The sequence below is a fragment of the Desemzia sp. FAM 23990 genome (assembly GCF_045528485.1).
Taxonomy (GTDB): domain Bacteria; phylum Bacillota; class Bacilli; order Lactobacillales; family Carnobacteriaceae; genus Desemzia.
On sequence record NZ_JBGQQW010000007.1, the window covers coordinates 14,215 to 31,408 of the forward strand.

Genomic DNA, 17,194 nt, shown 5'->3' on the forward strand with positions numbered 1-17,194 from the left:
TCTCTCCTCTAAGTTTAGTCTGCTACTGCTTTTGTCACATTTGAAGCTTTTACAAATGGCAAGTAAATCAAAGTCGCCACAACGATACAAATCAACTGTGTCGCAACAGCTCCAAGACTACCTGCTGTTGCAAGGTAAGCACTGATGATTGGTGGCGTTGTCCATGGAATCATCACGACTGCTGGTCCTGCAAATCCAATAGCTGTTGCAAAATAGCCAATGACTCCAGTAACTAAAGGCGTAATAATAAATGGAATCGCCATTACCGGGTTTAACATGATGGGTAATCCAAAAATCATTGGTTCGTTAATATTGAACAATCCTGGTGCTAGCGATAATTTAGAAATAGAACGGTAGTCTTCACGCTTACTGACAATGAAAATAGCAATCAGTAATCCAAAAGTCACACCAGATCCACCAATACTCATATAGATATCCCAGAAAGGCATGTTGATAATATTTGGAATAGCTTCTCCAGCTTCAAAAGCAGCTGTATTTTCTGCGATTGCAGCTAATAAAATCGGTTCACGGATTGGTTTGATGATTTGATTCCCATGAATCCCTATCACCCAAAAAACTTGAGAAACAAACATCAGCAATAATATGCCCGGTAGTCCCGAAACCAAGTTGGACAACGGTTCTTGAACAATCGTATAAATAATGTCATATAGTGACATTCCTGTAACAGCCAATACAATAAATCCTAATGTAGCGATAGCTGTGATAGTCAAAATAGTAGGAATCAATGCTGAGAAGCTGGCAGAAACATTAGATGGCACAGAGTCCGGCATATGAATGGTTAATTTGTCTTGTCTCTGCAACCAGCTAAATAATTCAATCGATAAAATAGCAATAAACATTCCTAAAAATAAACCTGAACTATTCGTGTACTGTTTAGCAATTACGTCTACTACAGCAACCGGCTCTTCATTGACTAAGGCATCAATTGTTTTGGGGATAACGGCTATGTAACTGATAACAGCTAGTAATCCGGGAAAAAAACCTTTTAAGTTGTTTAGCTTCCCTAGCTCCATCCCAATTAAAAACACTGCACTGATTGTCAAAAAATTTAACGTTGCATAGCTGATTGAATCAGTGATCGGTTTTAAATTCTCCAAAAATCCAAAACCGTTAACAGCGGCTAGACCACTCGTAGTTCCAAATACCATATTTGAAACCAAAGTGGCAAATGCACCAGTGATAATGACTGGCAATAACATCGTAAAAGCATTTTTGATCGCAATAATGTATTTGTAACTGTTTACCTTAGCTGCAAAATTCCCTAGCCACATGACCCATTTACTATCTTCCATTCTTTCTTCCTCCTTTGTATCTTTTTTACATTTTTATTGTAACCCCTTTCAAAATAACTGTAAAGAGATGTGTATTAATTTGTAAATACAAATTAATACACATCTTAAAAAAAGAGCCGTTGTGGTCAACTATCCATTGACCACAACGGCTCTTCCCAATTCTTTAATGATTACTTTTCCGCATTCCCATACAGCCATTCCAGTCCTTGTTCAATACTGGTATTCCAATAATCCCAGTTATGGACGCCTGGGGCTTCAATACATTCATGTGCATAATCGTGTTCTCTTAAGAAGCAATGGAAACTTCTTTGTTCGTCAATCAAGCTATCTTCCGTCCCGCAAGATAAATAGAGTCTTGGATTGCCCTCTTTTGATTCAAAAACTTTTACCGCTAATTCTTCGATATCCATATCATCAGGTAAAGCGGCTGTGGTCTCTCCCTTAATCAACGTTTGGTACCGCCGAGAGATTGGCTGGTCAAAAACAATATCTGAAGATGAGCGTTTTGTAAAAATTTTACTTGAGAACGCTAAAATATTGCCGAACGTTTTGGGGTAGTAGAAACCATTTCTCAGCGCCCCATAACCACCCATCGATAATCCGCCAATCGTTGTATCTTCTCTTTTATCCGACAAATGAAATAATTTGCGGGTCTCATGAACAAATTCTTCTCCGATAAATTTTCCAAAATGATCTCCATTCGGCTGGTCCACATAGAAACTATTCTGTCCATCTGGCATAAAGATAGCGATGTGGTATTTTATCGCCAGTTCGGCGATTCGTGTGTTGTGCAGCCAGTCTTCATGATTTCCGTCCCATCCATGCAATAAATACACCGTTTTTAAAGGCTCATCTTTATTGTCAGATTCAGCATTCTCAGGTTCATAAATTGAACGAGTGGTTGTAGGAATAATGGCAGTGAAGCTGACTTTTCTGATTAATTCCTTTGATTGAAAAGATCCGGTTAAAATAGCCATCTTATTTCTCCTCTACTGGTTTGATTGTTTGTTGCTGTGCAGCAAAATAATAGGCTCCTAAGATTCCAGCATCGTTCAAATAGCGGCATGGTTCAATTGGAACATTAAAATCAGTCACCCAACGCTCATCAACGTGTTTCATTTGTGCTTGAATCCTTGGAATTAGTTCAGGGTTGGCACTAACACCGCCGCCAATTAATAGTTTATCAGGATTTAAAGTGCAAGCTAAATTATAGATTCCCACACATATCCACTGTACCCATTCAGTTAAAAGTGCTTCCACTGCTGGGTTTTTTCGAGCAGCTTCAAAAACAGCTTCACCTGTTACGTGTTCCGTACTGCTTATGCCTAGAAGCTGCTTATACCGTTTGACGAGAACGCGAGTAGAAAATATATCGTGCATGGTAGCATGCGGCTGCTGTTGATAGTTGATTCGGGAATGGCCATATTCACCAGCTTTAAAACTGGCTCCCCGAAAGAGACTTCCGTTTAAAAACAAAGCTGTTCCGATTCCGGTGCCAATGGTCATGACGATAAAGTTATCAATCCCTTGAGCACTTCCTGAATACCGCTCAGCTAAAGCTGCACAGTTAGCATCATTTTCGATATAAATCGGCAGCGTGATTTTTTCACTCAGTAACTCGATCAAATTCATGTGATCCAAATAAACTAAAGCCCCCGCTCTTTCAGCGTATCCCGTTTCAGGATTGATGTACCCTGGCATACTGATGGCGACTGCATTCACTTCATAATCGAGAGCAAATTGGTTTACGATCGCTGCTATCTCTTGTTGGAACGCATCTTTTTGATAAGGGGTCTCTACTTTATCTTGCTGCAAGATCTCTCCAATATTTGACACTAAGGCATACTTGATATACGTTCCGCCGATGTCGAAGCAAACTGTATTCATCATTTTATCTCCTTTTTCGTCAAAAAACTATCCGCCTCCATAAATCAGAGGCAGATAGTTTTTCAAATTTTAAGCGTTTGCGCTTGTAGTGTCTTGTGCGTTATCCATTTCTTCCATTTTTACAGCTGCTCTATTTGTTGCCATAACAAACGGCATGTAAGTCAGAACGGAAACTCCTAGACACAAGAGCCCCACGCCTAATGCTCCCCAACTTCCTCCGGTACCCAAGAACGGAATCAATGGTCCTGGCGTCGTCCATGGGACCGAGTAACCAATAGGCGGTATAATTTCACTAACTGTAAAGAAATACCCGATTAAAATATTGATGATTGGTGTGAATACAAAAGGAATGATCATAATTGGATTCAACACAATTGGAAGTCCAAATACAACGGGCTCATTGATGTTAAACAAACCTGGAGCAATGGATAATTTAGCAATATTACGGTAGTCTTTTCGTTTTGACACTAAGAAAATAGCAATCAACAAACCAAGTGTCATCCCGCTACCACCATAATTACCAAAACCATCATTCATAGAACCCCAGTTGATTGGGTAAGGAACACCCCAAGTCGTTCCTTTTTCAGCAATGTAATTTAAATTTTCAATTCCCATTGGTGAGAAGATAGGATCACGGATAGCTGCAATGGTGTTAGGACCATGAATTCCCAATACCCATAACAAGTTGGAAACAAGTGCCAAAATAATAACGGCAAAAACGTTTCCTCCGATATTTGTTAATGGTGCTTGAATCAATGAGTAAATCAATTCATTAATTCCATCTGGGAAAAATAGTGCCACAACGTAATTTACAATAGAGAAGAGCATTAAAATCAAAATAATCGGAATCAACACTGAGAAAGAACGAGCAACAGCCGGCGGAACTTGCTCTGGCATTTTAATTTTCAATCGTTTGTTCAATGAAAGACGACTAAAAATTTCACCAACCAGTAATCCAACAATCATCGCTACAAACAACCCTTGTGCACCGATGAATTGAGTTGTTAAGTAATTTGCGCCTTCCACATTTTGATAAGGCGGATACAAGATAAAGAATGTAGCGATAGCTGTTAATCCACCTAACAATGAATCTTGTTTATATGTTTCAGTTAAGTTCCGAGCAATCATAAAGACGATGAAAATAGACAATACGTCATTGGTTCCTCGAACAACCGGTGCAAAAATATTTTGTGCTTCTGCTAAATTAGGAAAAATACTGTCTAAATTTAGCAGAGATGCGATAAAGCCATCTGGTGATAAGACCGCAAAATTTAATAGTAAAATCAATGAACCTGCCATTGTTAATGGAAAAGCTAAAATAAATGCATCTCGGATCGCTCCGATATGGCGTTGACTGTTTAACTTGATTGATAAAGGCACTAAAGTCTTCTCTAAAACGCTTTCAAATTTATCCATAAACCCCATTTGGTTTCCTCCAATAAATCAAATTGTTTTGAGCATGTTTTAATCTGTTAATCCATTCGCATCAATAACCTCTTTATACCAAAAATAACTATCTTTTTTGTATCGTTTGAGTTCTTTTTCATCGTTTTCTTCACGGTCTACATAAACGAAACCATACCGTTTTTGGTAACCGTTCAGCCAGCTCAACAAATCTGTGTAACTCCATGTACAGTACCCTAATACATCTACTCCATCAGAAATCGTTTCTTGAATGGCTTTGACGTGGGCTTTTAAATAATCAATTCGATATGTATCGTGAATCGAACCGTCTTCTTCTAATGTATCGTATTCACCCAGTCCATTTTCCGTAATTAATATCGGCAAGTCATAACGACTGTCGATACGGCGCATAGCAATGCGTAAACCAGTCGGATCAATGTCCCAATCCCAGTTGGTTTTTTCTACATAAGGATTATCCGTTCCTTTGTACAATCCTGGAATCCCACCTGCTTCAGTAGACCCTTTTTCTCCGGTAGTATTCATTTTTCCTTCGCCAACACCATCTAAAGGATTGAATTCAACTGTGGAGCTGCGGTAATAGTTTAAGCCCATAAAGTCTGGCTTGCCACTTGCCAACATTTCATAGTCCCCAGTTTCGATTGTAGGTGCCCAGTTATTTTCTTCTAACCATTTCAACGCTAGTTTAGGATATTTCCCAAATACATAAATGTCCATCCAGAAATGGGCATTGAACGTTTCGTTATTGTCCGCTGCCAATTGGTTTTCTGGTCTAGAATCTAGTGCATACGTTGGACCATAAGCAAAACTCGGACCAATTTTCCCAGAAATCCCTAATTCACGGAAAGCCTGAATGACAGAAGCATTCGCTAAGTTTGCAATGTGATTGGCTTCATAAAAGCGTTTTGGATCTTTTACATCTGGCGGATGGCTTCCCATCATATAACCATGCGATGTAAACACATTTTGCTCATTTAACGTCACCCAGTAGTTTACTTTTCCATTAAAGCGTTTAAATAAGATCGTTGCATAACGAGTAAAATCTGCAATTACTTGACGAGATTCCCAGCCCTTGTATTTATCTTGTAAAGCTTGTGGGATATCCCAATGGTATAGTGTAACGATTGGTTCAATATTGTGTGCCAACAGTTCATCAATCAAATTTTCATAAAATTGAATCCCCTCTTCATTTATTTCCCCATCTCCATCTGGAATCACACGACTCCAAGCTACCGAAAAACGGTAAGCTTTCAACCCTTGTTCTGCCATCAATCGTACGTCTTCCTTGTAACGATGATAATGATCTACTGCCACCTCCCCAGTGGTTCCTTTAAATGTTTTGCCGGGAATCTTAACAAATTCATCCCAGACAGAAAGTCCTTTTCCGTCTTCTTCCATCGCACCTTCTACTTGATAGGCAGCCGAAGCCGATCCCCACAGAAAGTTTTCCGGAAAAGGCGTTAACTGTTTGTGTTCCATTTCCTCACCTCTTTTTCTTTTCTTACACTTTTTATTGTAACCGTTTTTTTACATAACACAATAACCTTTTCACAAAAAGAATCCGGTTTCAGTTTTTTGAAATATATTTCAATATTGAAACAATACGTTTCATTCTTTTCGTTTACGCTTCGTGTAATTTTTTCGTGCTAAAGTCTCTAGTAGATAAGTAACGGGCACTTGAGAAGTAATATTCACTTCTTTTCCCACCAATTCCGGCGTGAGATGATAAGCTAAATTCACATCCGAATTTTTAGCTAATGTATTTCCCGAAGTATTGGTAATGCTGATAATCTTACTGCCTTGTTCTTTTAAGGCTTCCATTTGTTCAAGAACTTGTTCCGTTTCTCCTGAGACCGATAAAATGATAGCAGCTGATTCTGTAAAATCTTCACTGGCGTTTTTTATGGGGTAAAATGGATCTTTTACGAAAAAGGTTCGTTTCCCTAAATTAATAAATTGTCGAGAACCATATTCTGCTAGAATTCCGGATGTCCCAATACCGAAAAAAATGACCAATCCGGATTTATGTATTAGTTCAACGGCCTTGTCTAACTGCTGATTGTAATCTTTGGTTAGTGTTCGGTTAAAAAATTCATCTACAATTTCTTTTGTATCAAATACTGGTTGTTGCTGATTTTGTTTCGTCTGACGGCGAACTTCTGACTTAAACTCTGCAAAACTTTCATACCCGCTTTTTTTCAGCAAACGAACTACGGATGCTGGAGAAACATGAGCTGCTTCCGCCAAATCGCGAATACGCATGTAATAAATCTCTTCCTTATGCTGCAGGATGTAATCATAAATAACGCGGTCTGTTTCTGTAAATGATTTAATAGCTTCAAAATTGAACACACTCTTTCCCCCTGTTCTCTCTTATCAATCTTTTTTATTTTAACACAAGTCTTTGTCCCTCACTATCATTCATCATGGAGCTTTCAACCTTGATGTTCAAACGCTAATCTTCATCATGGAGCTTCCCTCCTTGATGTTCAACGATTTAATCAAAATCTAGTCTTGCGCATAAGAATCATACTCTCTTAATTTTTTGGGAAATGTGTATTAGTAAAGGAATTCACAATAAAAAAGCCGAAACAAATGCAGTCGAAGCCTTCTCTTTTATGTTAGTTTTTTAAGGTCTTTTCTTCTTATTCAAAGTTATTCTAAAATAATTCACATTTCAAACATTATCTATAATCAAAGAATTTCTTTTTAATTTAAAATAATGTATGATAAACATTGTGAATTAAATCATTTGATTAAATTGGAGATGAAAATAAGTGGAAGAAAAGGTAGCTGAAGCATCTGTAGGGCAAAGTAAAAATATAGTAGAAGGTTTTTCAACTGGTATGATGGGCGACATCGAAAAAAGCATCTTAAAAAAAGCAGACTTGTTTGATAAGAGCATCGGTCGTTATATTATGCGAGCCATGTTAGCGTGTTTTTACTTAACGTTGGGTACTGGGATCGCAGTCGGTATGGGAAATTCTATTGAACATTTAACACCAGGATGGGGTAAATTCGGGTATGCCTTTATGTTCACTTGGTCATTAGTCATGATCATTTATTTGAATGGTGAATTGGGTACTTCTAATATGATGTATATGACAACTGCTGTACATCGAAAAGTTCTTCCTTGGAAAAAAGCATTGAGTATTTTGGGTACTTGCATTCTTTTTAATGCTGTTGGAGCTATTATGATTAGCTGGGCCTTATCTTATACAGGTGTCTTCCATGATGTTGCCATAGACCACTACTTAATCACTGCTGTTTCAGGCAAATTGGCTAAAGCACCCTTACAAATATTTGTTGAGGGGATATTTGCAAATATGGTCGTGAATATAGCTTTCTTTGTTACTATGCGAATGAAAGATGATGCAGGAAAAGTATTAGCTATTGTATTTCTGATCTTTATTTTTGCTTTTCTCGGTTTTGAACACGTTATTGCCAACTTTTCTTCTTTCTCTCTGGCATTTTTTGCCAGCGGTGGAAATGTTCCGGGAATGACAATTGCTGCTGTTGTAACAAATATCTTTTTTGCGACATTAGGAAATTATGTTGGTGGTGGTTTAATAATGGGCCTAAACTATTCATGGTTGAACAATGGGAAAACGCGTTATGCCGATTAAACCTCATTTGTCATTGAGTTCCTTGTGTTCTTTCTGATTGGTACTGCTCCTCAAAATTTGGTATACTATTTTGAGAATCTAACCGTAAAGGAATGAAAAAAACGTGACCAGTGCTATGATTGTTTATGCGAGTTTAACGGGGAATACCGCTCAATGTGTCGATATTGTTGAGGAAACATTACAAGAACTAGGTGTAGAGGTTCAGGTAGAAGAAAGTATGCAAGCTGATCCCGAAGATTTTTTGGATGTAGACTTGTGTCTGGTTGCTACTTATACTTACGGAACGGATGCGAATTTGCCCGATGAAATCGTGGACTTTTATGAGGAATTAGCTGATGTAAATTTAACGGGGAAAATTTTTGGGACTTTCGGTTCTGGAGATACCTTTTATGAAAAATTTTGTCAATCAGTCGATGATTTTACAGAACAACTTAAGGCAGCTGGAGCAGTTCAGGGTGCCGAAAGTGTCAAAGTTGATTTAGATCCCGAAGAAGCAGATATCGAAAAGTTAAACGCCTTTGCCAAAGCTCTAGTCGAAAAAGTAAATGCTCAATAAAAAAACCTCAACGTCAAAAACGTTGAGGTTTTTTATTTAGATTACTTTTAAGCAACCTTTAAAGGATTGTTTTAAATAACCGATTAATTCTTCTTCATTAAAAGGAATCAATTCTTGAGCAATTAGAGATGCTAGTCCATGCACACTAGCCCAAAATAAGCTGAAGAATTTTTCTTTTTCGCTTTTGGACAATTCCTTAGTTTTTTCATCATTTTCAAATGAATCTAACACCACGTCATGAGAAATAGCAAAAATTTGCTCAGCATCTAAGCGATTTTCCAAATACAGCGCCTTAAAAAATACAGACTCTTCTTTTGCAAAGTACAGATAATTCAAAGCATCATTAAGAACAGGTTTTTCTATTCTTTCTTGGACATAAATCGTTTCCGTCAAATGAGCTTTTATTCTTACCAATAATTCTTTTTTCAAGTCATCCATATTTTTGAATTCCAAGTAAATCGGTTGCGTAGAACAGTTCATTTCTTTTGCAATATTGCGTGCAGTAAATCCATCAAACCCCTCAGTTCTGACAACTTCATAAGCTGTATCCAGAATGCTGGACTTCATAATGGTCTTTTTTCTTGCCATATCTTTCACCTCTAAATTCTTTAAACTCTTACGAAACAGTTATAGTTCCGGATGCAGTATTACCTTCTGGTTATAATACCTATGAAAAAAAGTTCTTAAACGATAGAGAAAGCAGTCTACAAATCAATAGCTTTTCAACTTAAAAAACTAAAGTCCATTATTCTTTCTAAAGCGATCAAGAAATCTACCAATAATCTCTTTTAAATTTTCATTTTCAACTACTTATGAATGCCACAAAAGCACAAGGTTTATTGTATCACTTGTACATCTATAAAAACAAGTTGCTTCCCAATATAACGAAAGTTTTTCTTTAGAAAGTCAACCTTTCTCTATTCATATTATAACATAGTGTGTTCCACTAAAATACCGGAAAGACTTTCAAACACGCATTCGTTACAACATTGTAATCTGTTGAAATTTTTTTGTTAGCAAATTGTGTTTTGTTATTTGCGTATGCTATGATATGAAAGTGCAGTATGAATATCAACGAATATGAAATAAAATCAGGAGGAATAAAAATATGGTATTACCAAATTTCGAAGAAAACTTACAAAAATATGCTCGTGCGATTGTAGAATCGGGAGTAAATGTATCAAAGGGGCATACAGTCGTTTTATCTATTGATGTAGACCAAGCTTCACTTGCTCGTATGATTACAAAAGAAGCTTATGCTTTAGGAGCTACAGAAGTCATTGTCAAATGGGCAGATGACGTGGTAAACCGTGAAGTCATGATGAACACACCAGTGGAACGTCTGACAGATATTCCACAATACAAAATCGATGAGTCTTTAGACCACATTGCTAAAGGGGCTAGCCGTATCAGCGTTCGCTCTTCTGACCCAGATGCTCTAGCAGGAATTGATGCAGAAAAAATCGCTGCTTATCAATCTGCAGCTGGTAAAGCCATGATCGAACAACGTAAAGCTACTCAAGCCAACAAAGTGAGCTGGGTCGTTGCTGCAGCTTCAGGCGCTAAATGGGCAGCTAAAGTCTTCCCAGAATTAGACACTACGGAAGAACAAGTAGATGCTTTATGGGATGCTATCTTCAAAGCCGTTCATATTTACGATGAAGATCCTATAGCAACTTGGAACGAAAAAGATGTGACTTTAGAAACAAAAGCTGAAGAATTGAACGCGCAACAATTTACAGCTTTACACTACACCGCTCCAGGAACTGACTTAACGGTTGGATTACCTGCTGGCCACCGTTGGGAAGGTGCTGGAAGCTTAAATGCTCGCGGAGAACGTTTCATGGCAAATATGCCGACTGAAGAAGTTTTTACTGCTCCAGACGCTAATCGTGTGGATGGTGTAGTTCGCAGTACAAAACCATTAAGCTATGCTGGAACTACTATCTTAGATATGGAATTCCATTTCAAAGATGGAAAAGTGACGGACGTAACTGCAGCTCAAGGTGAAGAAACTTTGAAACGCTTAGTCGAAACAGATGAAGGAGCTGCACGTTTGGGTGAAGTGGCGTTGGTACCTAACCAATCTCCAATTTCTCAATCTGGCTTAACTTTCTTCAATACTTTATTTGACGAAAATGCTTCAAACCACTTAGCATTGGGATCAGGTTACGCATTCAATATCATTGGCGGAACTGAAATGTCAGAAGAAGAATTGGAAGCAGCCGGTTTAAACCGCTCTACTGTTCATGTAGACTTTATGATTGGTTCTAAAGACATGAATATCGATGGTATCAAAGCAGACGGTTCAACTGTTCCTGTTTTCCGTAACGGTGAATGGGCATAATTTTTTAAGTAAATAAGATAAACCAGCCATCCGACATTATCGTTCGGATGGCTGGTTTTTTGTATGGAGAGATAAATTCATGCTCTTTTTTTAACATCTCGGCTACAAAACCTTCAATACAAGCAATTGAAACTTATGGTGTTTCTATCCTTTTACTCCACCTTCTACTAAATTTTTCTTAATGAATCGTTCAGATAAAGCATACATGATGACTACAGGTAATGCAGTCAGTAAGGAAGCAGCCATCATTCTCCCCCAAACATAATCAGGAGTCGCAAACAAGCTGTTTAACCCTACTGTTAAGGTGAAGAATTCTGAACTGGAAACAAATATAGAAGCAAACAAATAATCGTTCCAAGCAACCATAAAGGCATACACGAAAACAGATGCAATTCCTGATATCGCCAGTGGAATAGTAATATAAAAGACGATCTGTACACGCGTCAATCCATCGATCATTGCTGCTTCTTCAATACTTTTAGGAATCGTATCAAAATAACTTTTCAGCATAAAAATAGATGTTGGCAACGTTTGTACGATCATCACAATAATGATCGATGTTCGTGTGTTGTATAGTCCCAGCGATGAAATGATTTTAAATAAAGGGACCACCAATAGAATTCCTGAAAACATGTACACAGTATAAAAAGCTGAATTCATTGTGGATTTAAATTTGAAATTTAATTTCGACATGGCATATGCTCCAAAAATCCCGATAAATACAGAGATGAATGCTGCTAGGAAAGAAACGATCATACTGTTTTTAAAATACGTTAAAAACGGAAATAAAGACGGGTTAAAAACATCTTGGTAATGTTCCAGCGTTACTACTTCAGGCAGTATAGTTGGATTATAAGAGATCGCTTCATTAGTCGGTTTCAACGATGTCATCAACATGATGAAAAACGGAAACAGAGATATAACTAAGATCAGCACTAGTAAGATATAAAACAACGTTCGGCTCAGCATGTTTTTTCTTTTACGTTTCATTTGTGACATCCACCTTTCTACGTGAGAAGAAAATAACTGTAAACAAAATAACAAAAAGAACTACAGAGATGGCGGCTGCTTGTCCCATGTCATTTTGAGAAAAAGCTTGCTCATATAAGTAAACCCCAATCACATCCACTTGTTTAGTTAACAAATAAACATCATTAAACATATAGAATGTCCAAATCGTTCTCAATGTCACGATGGTGATCAATACAGGTCGAATGGCAGGTAAAGTAATGTTCACAAATTTCTGCCAAGCATTTGCTCCATCGATTTCAGCGGCTTCATATAGCGTTTCATCCATTGTCTGCAATATCGCCAAAAAGGAAATAAATGCATATGGAAAGTAACGCCAAATCGCAAAAATAGTGACCAATGCAAAACTTGATGCAGGATTGTCAAACCATAACGGAGCTTTATCTAAGATACCTGTTACATCGACCAGCCAATGATTGATGATGCCATAAGTATTGTTAAACATGTATTGCCATGCAAATACTAGCGAGATAGACGGCGTAACATAAGATAAAATAATGATCGAACGCGACAATTTCCGAAACTTGAATTCTCGATTAAACAACATCGCTACTCCCAAACCAAGAATAGTACTTCCGACAACTGTTAAGGCTGTATACAATACAGTTACACCAAGTGATCGATAAAAATCTGGATCAGTCAATATCGTTTGATAATTTTCTAGACCTAAAAAAATCTCATCCAAATTTGGATTCAAAGGTACATCAAAGAAACTGATACGGATATTTTCAATCATGGGATACAAAACCAGCCCAGCTAATAAGATGATCGTTGGCAGTAAAAATGCCAATGCGATTTTTGAGTCACCTGTTCTGCGTTTAAATTTTTTATTTTTCATATGTGTTTCTGTTGAATTTTGGGGCGGTTTCATTTCTCTCACTTCCTTAATAAAATACTAATTTTTCCTAGTTTATTGTTATTTCTGGAAAAATGACCAAGTAAGCTCGTCTCCCTTACTTGGCCACGCTACGCTTATTTATGGAGTTAGCCTTATTCTGGCATAACATCTTCGATTGTCGATTGAGCTCGTTCTATTGCTTCATCAATACTTGCGTCTCCGACTGTAATTTGATTGATCAACGTACCGATCGCATTAGATCCAGTGATCGCTCCCATATGAGTGAAGTTTTGTCCCTCAACTAAACCAAAAACTTGAATAGCATCAAATGAACCGGCGATTTCTGTCGACAGCTCTCCAAAGGCTTGAACTACTTCATTATTTTGATATTCTTCACTATTAGTTACTTCATCACTGACAGGCTGTGCGCCTCCTGGAGACATCAGTACCCATTCAGTCATATTTTCTGGTTCAGACATAAATGCAATAAAGGCTTCTGCAGCATCTTTTTCTGCTTGTTCAAGTCCTCCCGAAATCGTCAATGCTGTAACAGACCCATAAACAGCTTCACTTTCTTCGGTTGGAATAATGAAACCAATATCGCTTGGATCACCATTTTCATAGATACCAGGTAAAATATATGTTGAGTACAACGCCATTGCTGCACTTCCATTTGAGAAGGCATCGTTTACTTGTGTGGTATCATTTGAACCAGGCATAGTGTATTCAGCTAATTGTTGGTACATTTCAAGTGCTTCACGCATTTCTGATGTATCTAAGTCCAGATTTCCTTCATTATCTAAAATATTGGCATTATTTGATAAAGCAAATTGCGAGAATCCTTGTTCTGAAAATGGTCCTTCAACTGTTGGCAACGCAATACCATATTGATTATTGGCTGTATCTGTCAGTTGTTCAGCTGCTGATAATAATTCTTCCCAATTAGCAGGCTCCTCGATTCCGGCTTCTTCAAGTTTTGATTGGCTGTACCAAATCCCTTGCACCCATCCGCTTAATGGAACTCCCAAGTAGCCTTCTCCATCTTCACTGCTCAATAAATTCAATGCGCCTTCGTAATAACTTTGTGGACCAATATCTTCCACCAACTGAGTAGTGGCCTCTACATCGATCAGCTGTTCATTTGCCATTGTTTTTGCAAAATCTTGCCCTACTTCAATGACTGCCGGCAACTCCCCTGCTTGAGCTAAAGTAACTACGTTCGTATTGTATTGCCCTTCTTCTACCGGAACAGTTTCTACTGTTACGCCTTCATTTTCTTCTTCAAATCGGTCGATCATTCCTTCGATGACCGTTAAACGTTCTTGTTCTACAGAAGAGGTCATAAATTGAATCGTTACATCTCCTGATCCGTCTCCTCCTTCTTCAGTATTATCTGTATTATTGCCACATGCAGCCAAAACTCCTAACGTTAAACTGCTCATAAGTAAAAAGGCTTTCTTTTTCGACATTTGAATCCCTCCAATTTGTGATGTGATTGAAATGATGTGTGGTATTACAAAAAGGTGAGCTTATGCGGAATGATGCAGGTTCAGAAACAAGTAAGAGCTTACATTTATTTTAACAAATGCCTCTTGTTTCTCCTACTAATACGATTTTAGAAAACTCAATACACACGCAAAGAAGCTGAGACAACATTAGTGTCCCAGCCCCTTTCATCATTAGTAGTTCTATTTAGTCAAACTCTTCATATTCATTTGGATGTTGCCCTTCTACTAAGCCATCTAGTCCTTTATCTAGGCTATCGATGCTTTTCATTTCTTCTTCACTCAAAGTGAAATCGAAAATATCAAGATTGGCGCGTTGGTGTTTAGCACTAGAAGCTTTCGGAATGACCAGCACATTTTCTTGATGATTCCAACGCAATATGATTTGTGCAACTGATTTTTGGTGTTTTTCAGCCAGCGCAGCAATGGTTTCATTTTCTAGTAAGTCATTGATTTCTCTTCCAAATGGGCTCCATGCTTCTGTTAAAATACCGTGTTCCTTATTGTATTCTATTACACGTTTATTCGTGAAATAAGGATGGCGTTCGACTTGATTGGTAGCCGGAGTGACCCCTGTTTCCTCAATAATACGGTCCAAGTGTTCTGGTAAGAAGTTGGAAACTCCAATAGAACGAATCAGACCAAATTTTTGAGCATCCACCAATGCTTGCCATGCTTCTACATACTGATCTTGTTTTGGCAAAGGCCAATGAATCAAGTATTTATCAAAGTAATCGATCCCCACACGATACAGAGACTCTTGAATCATTTGGATAGCATCTTCGTATTGATGTTTGGCTCCCGGCAATTTTGAACTCAATAGAATCTGGTCACGCGGTACAGAACTTCTGCGAACAGCTTCTCCGACCATGCCTTCGTTATTGTAATTCGTAGAAGTATCGATCAAACGATACCCATTATCCAGGGCATCCATCACTTCCGCTACTCCTTTTGCACCTTTTATCCCAACGGTTCCTAGACCGATCACAGGGATTTCTTGACCATCATTTAATGTATATGTTGGAATTACCTTGCTCATTCTCTTCATCCCTTTCACTGTGTTTTACCGTCTTATCTTATCAATTATTTGAACACAATGTAAAACGATACGAATGATGAAGTTGCTTTAGTAATTTTCCACTATCCGCTTGAACTGACGATCCAAGTCGTCCATTTTCACAAAACGAGCTTCGCGAATCAATTCTTTTCCTTCAGCAAATAACAGCAGCGCCGGCACACTGAAGACAGTAAAATCTCCCGCTACTTCAGGAATATGATCAGCATCCGCTTGAATCGATCGAATGCGTGGGTAGTTTTCAAGTATACTTTGCACTTGAGGTCGTACTGCATGACAAACACTGCAGTCTTCTCGAGAAATATACACAAAGGCTAGTTCATTTTCTTGAATAAATCGGCGTACTTCTTCAATAGAATGGGCTTGTTGAAATGATTCCATAATATCCTCTTCCTTTAACCATTTTTTATCATTGTAACACGCATCTCATGATTCACAAACAGGTGCAAAGTCACATTCACTTCATTTATCTAAATGGAAAAGTCGAAAAGTGCTAGACAAGATTTTCGAATCATGAGAAAATGAATTTAGTTGTATGGTCCTATAGCTCAGTTGGATAGAGCAAACGTTTCCTGTACGCAACGTTTTACTACAAACTAGATTTGAAAAAGTCTATAAAATGTAAGAGCCTATAAGGCTTAACTGTTATTACGATATTGTGCGGAATGAAAAAAGCACACTCAAGTCAACCGCTTGAGAAATACCTTGATCTCCGATTGGCAATCCCTGAAAATAGTTGGGTGTTGTCAAAAGTTCGGTGAAGTCGGCGAACAGCATGCGCTTAGTAGTCGGAGGGCTATAAATTAAATACGGTGAGAATGTGCTTTAGCACTGACGAACTTTCGAATGTACGGATGTTTTTTCATTTTATGGAATGAATTAAAGCGCGGTGGCTTGTTTAGGAAAGCAGATACTGTTGTTGAGGATGTACCTCAATAGTTTTTGGTTAAATGGTTGTGGATCAAAAACGCTGAAACATTTATAGAAAGCACCTAAGTTTAACTGTAAAGCTAGTAATAACGGAACGTTGGAAGCAGCTAAGAACCGCTATCTCCTATTTGAGGGTTCTAAATAGCAGGATAATGGCTATTGAATAGTTGCGGCAGCAGCTGTGTAGTACCGATGAAACTGGGATAACAACCAGCGGAGGAAAGATGGCTAGTCAATCAAATCATTCGTTGGAACATAATGCACTTATTTCCAATATCATAGTTTTTGCATTGCTCAGTCAATGTAAAAATAACTTATTCTATTCGTAAGAGATTTTTCTCTATTCAACGAATATTTGATTGATGGAACGCCTTGTGCGACGAAAGTCGCCTGCAGGGTGTGGACTGGGGGAAAACAAGTAATCTGATCAAGTAAGGTTGCAGATGAACGTTACCTATCAGTATAAACGTTAGGTCGGGAGTTCAAATCTCTCTAGGGCCGTTATAAGTTTAAAAAGAGATAAAACTAGGCTTTAAAATCTCTTTGTATCAACTATTTTTAGTAAACAACTCGCATAAGGTGATAAATCATTTCGGGTTCATTTCGGGTTAGCAGTCAGAAAAGTTGTTTTCTTATTTCGGGTTGGCCAATTCGGCTTATATATAG

15 protein-coding genes are annotated in these 17,194 nt (G+C 38.0%); 3 read left to right on the forward strand and 12 right to left on the reverse strand.

Going from position 1 to position 17,194, the window contains the following annotated elements; all coding sequences use genetic code 11:
* Positions 1-14 precede the first annotated feature (14 nt).
* From ACEN4I_RS04020 to ACEN4I_RS04045, 6 genes are all read right to left on the reverse strand, one after another.
* Positions 15-1,313 carry a PTS sugar transporter subunit IIC gene (locus ACEN4I_RS04020; RefSeq protein ID WP_407102856.1) on the reverse strand — a complete coding sequence of 433 codons (1,299 nt, stop codon included), beginning with the start codon at positions 1,311-1,313 and terminating at the stop codon, positions 15-17.
* A 170-nt stretch (positions 1,314-1,483) separates the two neighbouring features.
* Complete coding sequence (locus ACEN4I_RS04025) at positions 1,484-2,290, reverse strand: alpha/beta hydrolase (protein ID WP_407096980.1); 807 nt, start codon at positions 2,288-2,290, stop codon at positions 1,484-1,486.
* Position 2,291: 1 nt separating this feature from the next.
* On the reverse strand, positions 2,292-3,203 hold the full coding sequence (locus ACEN4I_RS04030) for an ROK family protein (protein WP_407127526.1): 912 nt from the start codon (positions 3,201-3,203) through the stop codon (positions 2,292-2,294).
* Between the two features lie 66 nt (positions 3,204-3,269).
* A complete protein-coding gene (locus ACEN4I_RS04035; RefSeq protein WP_407097011.1) occupies positions 3,270-4,616 on the reverse strand; it encodes a PTS sugar transporter subunit IIC in 1,347 nt (448 codons plus the stop codon).
* Positions 4,617-4,664: 48 nt separating this feature from the next.
* Positions 4,665-6,101, reverse strand: a complete 1,437-nt coding sequence (locus ACEN4I_RS04040) for a glycoside hydrolase family 1 protein (protein WP_407096982.1) — start codon at positions 6,099-6,101, stop codon at positions 4,665-4,667.
* 129 nt (positions 6,102-6,230) lie between these two features.
* A complete protein-coding gene (locus ACEN4I_RS04045) occupies positions 6,231-6,974 on the reverse strand; it encodes a MurR/RpiR family transcriptional regulator (protein ID WP_407096983.1) in 744 nt (247 codons plus the stop codon).
* A 425-nt stretch (positions 6,975-7,399) separates the two neighbouring features.
* Between ACEN4I_RS04045 and ACEN4I_RS04050 the strand changes: the two genes are divergently transcribed.
* The gene (locus tag ACEN4I_RS04050; protein ID WP_407102857.1) at positions 7,400-8,248 is read left to right on the forward strand and encodes a formate/nitrite transporter family protein; all 849 of its coding nucleotides are present in this window, start codon (positions 7,400-7,402) and stop codon (positions 8,246-8,248) included.
* Between the two features lie 103 nt (positions 8,249-8,351).
* The gene (locus tag ACEN4I_RS04055; protein WP_407102858.1) at positions 8,352-8,804 is read left to right on the forward strand and encodes a flavodoxin; all 453 of its coding nucleotides are present in this window, start codon (positions 8,352-8,354) and stop codon (positions 8,802-8,804) included.
* A gap of 36 nt (positions 8,805-8,840) precedes the next feature.
* Here the strand turns inward: ACEN4I_RS04055 and ACEN4I_RS04060 are convergent, their stop codons facing one another.
* Positions 8,841-9,392, reverse strand: a complete 552-nt coding sequence (locus tag ACEN4I_RS04060) for a TetR/AcrR family transcriptional regulator (RefSeq protein WP_407096986.1) — start codon at positions 9,390-9,392, stop codon at positions 8,841-8,843.
* 520 nt (positions 9,393-9,912) lie between these two features.
* Between ACEN4I_RS04060 and ACEN4I_RS04065 the strand changes: the two genes are divergently transcribed.
* Positions 9,913-11,151: an aminopeptidase gene (locus tag ACEN4I_RS04065; RefSeq protein ID WP_407102859.1), complete on the forward strand. Its 1,239-nt coding sequence runs from the start codon at positions 9,913-9,915 to the stop codon at positions 11,149-11,151.
* 144 nt (positions 11,152-11,295) lie between these two features.
* On the opposite strand, the gene ACEN4I_RS04070 is transcribed toward ACEN4I_RS04065, so the two are convergent.
* The 5 genes from ACEN4I_RS04070 to ACEN4I_RS04090 all read right to left on the reverse strand — a co-directional run bounded on the left by ACEN4I_RS04070 (position 11,296) and on the right by ACEN4I_RS04090 (position 15,979).
* A complete protein-coding gene (locus ACEN4I_RS04070) occupies positions 11,296-12,141 on the reverse strand; it encodes a carbohydrate ABC transporter permease (protein WP_407096988.1) in 846 nt (281 codons plus the stop codon).
* Positions 12,131-13,051, reverse strand: a complete 921-nt coding sequence (locus ACEN4I_RS04075; protein WP_407096989.1) for a carbohydrate ABC transporter permease — start codon at positions 13,049-13,051, stop codon at positions 12,131-12,133. Before ACEN4I_RS04075 ends, ACEN4I_RS04070 begins: the two co-directional genes overlap by 11 nt.
* A 119-nt stretch (positions 13,052-13,170) precedes the next feature.
* The gene (locus tag ACEN4I_RS04080) at positions 13,171-14,487 is read right to left on the reverse strand and encodes an ABC transporter substrate-binding protein (protein ID WP_407102860.1); all 1,317 of its coding nucleotides are present in this window, start codon (positions 14,485-14,487) and stop codon (positions 13,171-13,173) included.
* A 223-nt stretch (positions 14,488-14,710) separates the two neighbouring features.
* Positions 14,711-15,562: an aldo/keto reductase gene (locus tag ACEN4I_RS04085; RefSeq protein WP_407102861.1), complete on the reverse strand. Its 852-nt coding sequence runs from the start codon at positions 15,560-15,562 to the stop codon at positions 14,711-14,713.
* A gap of 87 nt (positions 15,563-15,649) precedes the next feature.
* Entirely contained in the window at positions 15,650-15,979 is a 330-nt protein-coding gene (locus ACEN4I_RS04090; protein ID WP_407096992.1) for a thioredoxin family protein, read from the reverse strand.
* Positions 15,980-17,194: the final 1,215 nt, after the last annotated feature.

Coding starts and splice junctions, on each gene's coding strand:
- ACEN4I_RS04020 (WP_407102856.1), bottom strand. CDS start 1,313: ATGGAAGATAGTAAATGGGTCATGTGGCTAGGGAATTTTGCAGCTAAG.
- ACEN4I_RS04025 (WP_407096980.1), bottom strand. CDS start 2,290: ATGGCTATTTTAACCGGATCTTTTCAATCAAAGGAATTAATCAGAAAA.
- ACEN4I_RS04030 (WP_407127526.1), bottom strand. CDS start 3,203: ATGATGAATACAGTTTGCTTCGACATCGGCGGAACGTATATCAAGTAT.
- ACEN4I_RS04035 (WP_407097011.1), bottom strand. CDS start 4,616: ATGGATAAATTTGAAAGCGTTTTAGAGAAGACTTTAGTGCCTTTATCA.
- ACEN4I_RS04040 (WP_407096982.1), bottom strand. CDS start 6,101: ATGGAACACAAACAGTTAACGCCTTTTCCGGAAAACTTTCTGTGGGGA.
- ACEN4I_RS04060 (WP_407096986.1), bottom strand. CDS start 9,392: ATGGCAAGAAAAAAGACCATTATGAAGTCCAGCATTCTGGATACAGCT.
- ACEN4I_RS04065 (WP_407102859.1), top strand. CDS start 9,913: ATGGTATTACCAAATTTCGAAGAAAACTTACAAAAATATGCTCGTGCG.
- ACEN4I_RS04070 (WP_407096988.1), bottom strand. CDS start 12,141: ATGAAACGTAAAAGAAAAAACATGCTGAGCCGAACGTTGTTTTATATC.
- ACEN4I_RS04075 (WP_407096989.1), bottom strand. CDS start 13,051: ATGAAACCGCCCCAAAATTCAACAGAAACACATATGAAAAATAAAAAA.
- ACEN4I_RS04080 (WP_407102860.1), bottom strand. CDS start 14,487: ATGTCGAAAAAGAAAGCCTTTTTACTTATGAGCAGTTTAACGTTAGGA.
- ACEN4I_RS04085 (WP_407102861.1), bottom strand. CDS start 15,562: ATGAGCAAGGTAATTCCAACATATACATTAAATGATGGTCAAGAAATC.
- ACEN4I_RS04090 (WP_407096992.1), bottom strand. CDS start 15,979: ATGGAATCATTTCAACAAGCCCATTCTATTGAAGAAGTACGCCGATTT.